The organism is Streptomyces flavovariabilis (assembly GCF_000725785.1).
GTDB classification, from domain to species: domain Bacteria; phylum Actinomycetota; class Actinomycetes; order Streptomycetales; family Streptomycetaceae; genus Streptomyces; species Streptomyces hawaiiensis.
In genome coordinates, this window is the sequence record NZ_JNXD01000054.1 from 1 (window position 1) to 5,318 (window position 5,318).

Genomic DNA, 5,318 nt, shown 5'->3' on the forward strand with positions numbered 1-5,318 from the left:
TCGCTGACGCGCAGGGCGCGGTCGAGGTTCTGGGTGAACAGGTAGGCGGCGAGGCCGAATTCGGTGTCGTTGGCGGCGGTGACGGCTTCGTCTTCGGTGTCGAAGGTGAGGATGGCGGCGACGGGGCCGAAGACCTCGGTGTCGTTGACGGCGGCGTCGGGGGTGATGCCGGTCAGGACGGTGGGCGGGTAGAAGGAGCCGGGGCCTTCGGGGAGTTCGCCGCCGGTGAGGACGGTGGCGCCGCGCTTGACGGCGTCGCACACGACGTCGTGGGCCTTGCTGCGGCCGGCCGTGTCGATGAGGGGGCCGACATCGGTGCCGGGTTCGGTGCCGTCGCCGACCTTCAGCGCGGCCATGCGGGCGGCGAGGCGGGTGGCGAACTCCTCGGCGAGGGAGGTGTGGACGTAGATGCGGTTGGCGGCGCAGCAGGATTCGCCCATGTTGCGCATCTTGGCGACCATGGTGCCTTCGACGGCGACATCGAGGTCGGCGTCGTCGAAGACGATGAGGGGGGCGTTGCCGCCCAGTTCCATGCTGGTGCGGATGACGGTGTCGGCGCACTGGGCCAGCAGGATCCGGCCGACCTGGGTGGAGCCGGTGAAGGAGAGTTTGCGGATCTGCCCGCCGCGCAGCAGGGGTTCGACGACGCCGGCGGCGTCGGTGGTGACGACGATGTTCAGCACGCCGTCGGGCAGGCCGGCTTCCTTGAGGATCGCGGCGAGGGCGAGGCTGGTCAGGGGGGTCTGGGGGGCGGGTTTGAGGACGATGGTGCAGCCGGCGGCGATGGCGGGGCCGATCTTGCGGGTGCCCATGGCCAGGGGGAAGTTCCACGGCGTGATGAGCAGGCAGGGGCCGACCGGCTGGCGGGTGACCAGCAGCCGGTTGCGGCCGTCCGGGGCGGTCATCATGCCGCCGTCGATACGCACGGCCTCCTCGGAGAACCAGCGGAAGAACTCGGCACCGTAGGCGACTTCGGCACGCGCCTCCGCAAGGGGCTTGCCCATCTCCAGCGTCATCAGCAGCGCGAGGTCCTCGGTGCGCGCGATGATGAGGTCGTAGGCGCGGCGCAGGATCTCACTGCGCACCCGGGGCGGGGTCGCGGCCCAGGAAGCCTGCGCCGCGACCGCCGCCTCGACGGCACGCTGCCCGTCGGCCGGGGAGGCGTCGGCGACCCGGCACAGCTCCTCACCGGTGGCCGGGTTGTCGACGGACAGGGTCCGGCCGGACTCCGCGTCCCGCCAACCGCCGCCGATGAAAAGCTGCTTGGGAACATCGTGGACGACAGTCATCTCGGGGTCTCCTTGTATGCGTAGAGGTGCGCTGCCGCACGGTCAGCGGATGCGGTCCAGCGTCTTGTAGTAGGCGCCCGCGAAGGGCAGGAACCAGGCAGTGCCGTTGTAGAGGGGGATGCGGGGCGGGGCCAGGTCGCGGACGGGGCTGACCTCGGGGTGGCCGTCCATCACCTCGGCCATGACCTGCCCCATGTGCGTGGCCATCTGCACGCCGTGGCCCGCGTATCCCATGGAGTAGTACACGCCGTCGTCGGTCTGCCCGGCGTGCACGATACGGTCCATCGCGAAGCCGACGGAGCCGCCCCACACGTACTCGACCTTCGTCCGGGCGAGTTGGGGGAAGATCTCGCACATCTCCCGGAACAGCACCTGTCCGCTCTTCTTGTCCGAGGTGGGGTCGGACGGTGCGAAGCGGGCGCGGCCGCCGAACAGCAGCCGGTTGTCCGGGGTGAGCCGGAAGTAGTGGCATACCTGGTTGGAGTCGACGATGAGGCGGGCCTTCGGGATGATGTCCCGGGCGAGCTCCTCGCCGAGCGGCTCGGTCACGATGATGAAGCTGCCCAGGCAGACCTGCTGGCGACGCAGCCACGGGAAGTTCTTGTCGGTGTAGGCGTCGGTGGCCATCATGACCTGCCCGGCACGGATCACACCGCGCTCGGTGCTGACCTCGAACCGGCCGGCGGCGGTACGCCGTACGCCGATGGCCGCGTTGCGCTCGTGGATCTCGACACCGGTGCGCTCGCACGCCTCGGCCATGCCGCGCACGAAGCGGCCGACGTGCAGTGCCGCGCTGAACGGGTCGAGCAGGCCGCCGTGGTAGGCGTCGGATCCGATCTCGGCACGCAGCTCGGATTTGCCGACCAGCGTGGTCTCGTGTCCGAAGTACTTGGCCAGGTCGCGCTGTTGGGCCTTCTTGCTCTCGAAGTGCGCGGGGCGGGACGCCACGCCCAGGCGTCCGACGCGACGGAACTGGCAGTCGATGGACTCCTCGCTCACGAGCCGCTCGACGGTGTCCACGGCTTCGCCGTAGGAGTTGTAGATCTCGCGGGCCCGTTCGAGTCCGTAGCGGCGGATGGCCTGGTGTATGCCGATGGTGAAGCCCAGGTTCGCCATGCCGCCGTTGCGTGCGGAGGCCCCGGAGCCGATCTGGCTCTTCTCGACAAGGGTGACACGGGCGCCCTTGCGGGCGGAGTGGAGGGCGGTGGACAGACCTGTCAGTCCGGCGCCGATGACCACCAGGTCGGTGTCCTCGGTCACTGGCTTGCCGGACCGGTCGGGGAACGCCCCGGCGGTTTCCACCCAGTACGGGATCGTCTTCATTTCGGGTCTCCTGCGGAAGTGTTCGGGGAGGGCGCGGCCGGGCTCGGCGGAGGCCCGGCCGACGGCGCTGTCAGCGGTGGCGCGGCCCGTGCCGGCGCGAGGCTCAGGTGAGGGGTTCGATGGGGAGGGCGTTGTGGCTGTTGCGGTGGCCGCCGAGTTTGCGGACGAGGGCGACCAGGGCGAGGGCGAGGATGGCCAGGGCGATGAGGACGGCGCTGACCGCGGTGACGGTCGGGTCGACGTCGAACTGCAGCGCGTTGAAGACGAGGACGGGCAGGGTTCGGGTGTCCGGTGTCGACAGGAACTGGGCGATGAAGAACTCGTCGAAGCTGGTGATGAAGGAGAAGACGGCTGCGGCGATCAGGCCGGGGGTGGCCAGGGGGAAGGTGATGCGCCGGGCGATGGTCATCCGGCTGGCGCCCATGCTGGCGGCGGCGTCTTCGAGTCGTTCGTCGATGCCCTTCAGGGTGGAGATCATGATGAGGATCGCGATGGGCGCGGCGAGCACCGTGTGCCCGAGGGCGATGGCCAGGGGGCTGCCGAGCATGCCGGCGGGTTCGAAGAACAGGAACAGCCCGAGTGCGATGACCACCTGCGGGATGAGCATCGGGGCCAGCACCAGCCCGTAGACGGCCGCGTGCAGCGGCAGGCGGCCGCGGGCCAGGGCCATGGCGGCGGTGACGCCCAGGATCAGGGAGAACACCGTGGTCAGGGAGGCGATGAGGCTGGACAGGGCGATCGAGGTGGCCCAGTTCCCGCCCGGTGCGGCCATCTGCTCGTACCAGCGGGTGCTGTACTCCTGCGGCGGGAAGGTTCCGATGCCGTCCGCGCCGAAGGAGGTGACCAGGATGATCACGATCGGCATCGCCAGGAACAGCAGGATCGCGGCGGCGCTCAGGGCCCGGCCGATGTGTCCGGCCCGGGTGGGGGGCAGTTCCATCATGAGCTGCTCCTTCGTGCGGCCGTCTTCTTGCGGCGGAGCTTGGCCAGGCCCAGCACGCCCAGGCCGGCGAAGGTGAGCAGGAGCAGGATGACGCCGAAGGCGGCGGCGGAGTTCCACTGGTCCTGCTTCATCACCTGCTGGTCGATCAGCGCTGCGACGACGGTCTGCTTGTCGCCGCCCATCAGGGCGGGGGTGATGTAGTAGCCCAGGCACAGGATGAAGCTGAGCAGGCCCGCGGTGCCGATGCCGGGCGCCACGAGCGGCAGATAGATCCTGGTGAAGATCGTCAGCCGGCTCGCGCCGAAGCCTGCCGCTGCTGCCAGCAGCCGTCCGTCGACGCCCCGCATCACGCCCTGGAGGACCAGGACGGTGTAGGGGAGCATGACGGAGGTGGTGCCGATGACCACACCGGTCTCGTTGTACAGCAGCGAATACGGCGCCCCGGGGGCGTGCACGGAGGTCAGCAGGGTGTTGATGAGGCCGTGTTCACCGAGCATGATGATCCACCCGTAGGTGCGCACCAGGGCGCTGATGAAGTGCGGCACGACCACGATCAGCATCGCCAGCGCGGCGAAGACGGGCCGCATCCGGGCGATGGCATGCGCCAGAACGAAACCCACCAGCAGACTCAGCACGGCCGTCTCCGCGGAGATCCGCAGGGTCGACACCAGCACGGACAGGTTCACGCCGCTGAGGGCGTCGGCGTACCAGTGGAGCGTGAAGCCGCCACTGTCGCCCTCCAGACTGAGGGACAGGACGCCGATGATCGGGTAGACGAACAACACCAGCAGGAACACCGTGACGGGCACGGCGTTGACCAGGGCGATGCGGGAGCGGTGCCCGCGCTTCTCGGACGTCTTCACACGCACCTTGGTGGGTGCGACAGCGGTGCCGGCCACGGCTCACCCCCCGTCCGTGACGTCGAAGACACTGACGTCGTCCCGGTCGGCGGTCACACAGACCCGCTCGCCCGGACGGGGCGGGGCGCCGGCCGTCTCGATCCGCAGCGGCGGTGTGCCGGGGGCCGCCCCGTCCAGACGGACGGTGATCCGGGTCAGCGAGCCGACGTAGACGGCCGTCTCGACCGTGCCGGAACAGCAGCTCTCCTCGGCGCTGACCAGGCGCAGTTTGCCGGGGCGGACCGCGGCGCGCACCCGCTGACCCGGCGCACAGGCATGTGCACGGGCCTTCAGCAGACCGCCGGTGTCCAGGCGTATCGGGGTGCAGCCGTCCGCGGTGGATTCCTCGACCTTGCCGGTGAGGAAGTTGGCGGCGCCGAGGAAGTCGGCCACGAACGGCGTGCGGGGGCGTTCGAACAGGCCGCGGGGGGTGTCGAACTGCTCGATGCGGCCGTCCTTCATGATGGCGATCCGGTCCGACAGGACCAGCGCCTCCTCCTGATCGTGCGTCACATAGACGACGGTCAGGCCGAGTTCACGCTGAATGGTTTTGATCTCGGTCTGCATCTGGTCGCGCAGCTTCTTGTCCAGCGCGCCCAGCGGTTCGTCCATCAGCACGATCGGCGGACGGTAGACCAGCACCCGGCACAGCGCCACACGCTGCTGCTGGCCACCGGACAGCTCACGCGGCTTGCGCCCGGCGAACTTCGACAGACCCGCCGCCTCCAGGGTCTCGCCCACGCGGCGGCGGATCTCCTCCTTGGCCACACCGCGCAGCTGCAGAGGGAAGGCGACGTTCTCGCTGACGGTCATGTGCGGGAAGAGCAGGTACTGCTGGAAGACGAAACCGAAGTCCCGCTTGCC

The 5,318-nt window shown here is 69.5% G+C and carries 5 protein-coding genes; all 5 read right to left on the minus strand.

Annotation, left to right across the window (positions count from 1 at the left end; all coding sequences use genetic code 11):
* On the minus strand, positions 1-1,289 hold a 1,289-nt coding region (locus IO24_RS0139680; RefSeq protein WP_031144688.1), incomplete at its 3' end, for an NAD-dependent succinate-semialdehyde dehydrogenase.
* 42 nt (positions 1,290-1,331) lie between these two features.
* On the minus strand, positions 1,332-2,612 hold the full coding sequence (locus IO24_RS0139685) for an NAD(P)/FAD-dependent oxidoreductase (RefSeq protein WP_031144690.1): 1,281 nt from the start codon (positions 2,610-2,612) through the stop codon (positions 1,332-1,334).
* A gap of 103 nt (positions 2,613-2,715) precedes the next feature.
* A complete protein-coding gene (locus IO24_RS0139690) occupies positions 2,716-3,555 on the minus strand; it encodes an ABC transporter permease (RefSeq protein ID WP_037669869.1) in 840 nt (279 codons plus the stop codon).
* Positions 3,552-4,454: an ABC transporter permease gene (locus tag IO24_RS0139695; RefSeq protein ID WP_031144692.1), complete on the minus strand. Its 903-nt coding sequence runs from the start codon at positions 4,452-4,454 to the stop codon at positions 3,552-3,554. The genes IO24_RS0139690 and IO24_RS0139695 overlap by 4 nt, the downstream gene beginning before the upstream one ends.
* Positions 4,455-4,457: 3 nt before the next feature.
* The coding region (locus IO24_RS0139700; RefSeq protein WP_037669872.1) for an ABC transporter ATP-binding protein at positions 4,458-5,318 on the minus strand (861 nt) is incomplete at its 5' end.